This is a genomic window from Streptomyces anandii JCM 4720 (genome assembly GCF_014650655.1).
In the GTDB taxonomy this organism is placed as follows: domain Bacteria; phylum Actinomycetota; class Actinomycetes; order Streptomycetales; family Streptomycetaceae; genus Streptomyces; species Streptomyces anandii.
The window spans coordinates 11,918-13,399 of sequence record NZ_BMVJ01000037.1; the positions used below are offsets into that span (position 1 = coordinate 11,918).

2 protein-coding genes are annotated in these 1,482 nt (G+C 76.6%); both read left to right on the forward strand.

The window, feature by feature from the left end:
* The coding region (locus IE249_RS34145; RefSeq protein WP_229859920.1) for a phytoene desaturase family protein at positions 1-1,154 on the forward strand (1,154 nt) is incomplete at its 5' end.
* A gap of 1 nt (position 1,155) precedes the next feature.
* Positions 1,156-1,482, forward strand: a 327-nt coding sequence (locus IE249_RS39450) for an SDR family NAD(P)-dependent oxidoreductase (RefSeq protein ID WP_229859923.1), incomplete at its 3' end; no start/stop codon positions are given.

A 1,482-nucleotide genomic window follows, 5' to 3' on the forward strand; every position in this document is an offset into this window, starting at 1 on the left:
GCATGGCCCGCACGCTGATACTGCCCGTGCGCCGGCTGGGTGAGGAGGAGTTCCGCGGCGAGGGCGGCAGGCTGCTGCTGGCCGGCAACGCGCTCCACGCCGACCTCGCACCCGAGTCCGCCGGCAGCGGCGGGTTCGGCTGGCTGATGTCCATGCTGGGGCAGACCTACGGCTTCCCCGTGCCCGCAGGCGGCTCCAGCGCCCTCGTCGCCGCCCTGGTCCAGCGGCTGCGCGCCAAGGGCGGCACCCTGCGCTGCGGCGAACGGGTCGACCGCGTCCTGGTACGCGACGGCCGCGCGGTGGGCGTGCGCACCGCCGGCGGCGAGACCGTGGCCGCGGCCCGTGCCGTACTCGCCGACGTCTCCGTGCCCGCCCTGTACCGGCAGCTCGTCGGTCCCGAGCACCTGCCCGCCCAACTGCTGGCCGACCTCGAACGGTTCCAGTGGGACTTCTCCACCTTCAAGGTCGACTGGGCGCTCGACGGACCCGTGCCCTGGCAGACCGAGGGAGCGGTGGGCGCGGGCACCGTCCACCTCGCCGACGGCCTGGACGAGCTCACCCGGTTCGCCGCCCAGATCGCCATGCGGCAAGTGCCCGACCGCCCCTTCGCCCTGTTCGGCCAGATGACCACGTCGGACGCCTCCCGTTCGCCCCGGGGCACCGAGTCCGCCTGGGCCTACACCCACGTTCCGCGCGAGATCACCGGCGACGCCGGGGACGAGGGCATCACAGGGAGCTGGGGGACCAGGGACCAGGAACTCATGGCCGACCGGGTGGAGCGGCAGGTCGAGCGGTTCGCGCCGGGCTTCCGCGCCCTGATCCGCGCCCGCCGCATCCTCGCCCCGCCCACCCTCCAGGCGCTCAACCGCAACCTGGACGACGGCGCCATCAACGGCGGTACGACAGCGATGCACCAGCAGCTCGTGTTCCGCCCGGTGCCCGGCACCGGACGGCCCGAGACGCCGGTGGCGGGACTGTTCCTCGCCTCCGCGGGCGCCCACCCCGGCGGCGGCGTGCACGGCGCGCCGGGCGCCAACGCCGCCCGCGCCGCCCTCCGCCGGCGCCTGCCCCCGGGCCTGCACCGGGCGCAGCGCGCCCTGTCCCGCCGCAACCGCGTGGGCGAACGGTCCTCCACACGGGAGCGGACCTACTGACATGGCGCGAGATGAACGGCTGGCCGGCCGCACCGTGGTGGTCACGGGAGCCGCGCGCGGGCTCGGCGCGGCGCTCGCCCGCGAACTCGCCCACCGCGGGGCGTGGTTGGCGCTGCTCGGGCACGAGCGGCCCCTGCTCGAGGCCGTCGCCGCCTCGCTCCCCACGCCGTCGCTGGCCCTCGCCGTCGACATCACCGACGACGAGGCGCTGGCACGCGCCGCCCGCGAGGTCCGCGAGCGGCTCGGCCGTCCCTCCGTCGTCGTGGCCAACGCGGGGGTGGCCGAGGGCGGCCCCTTCGCCTCGTCCGACCCCGCCTCCTGGCGCCGC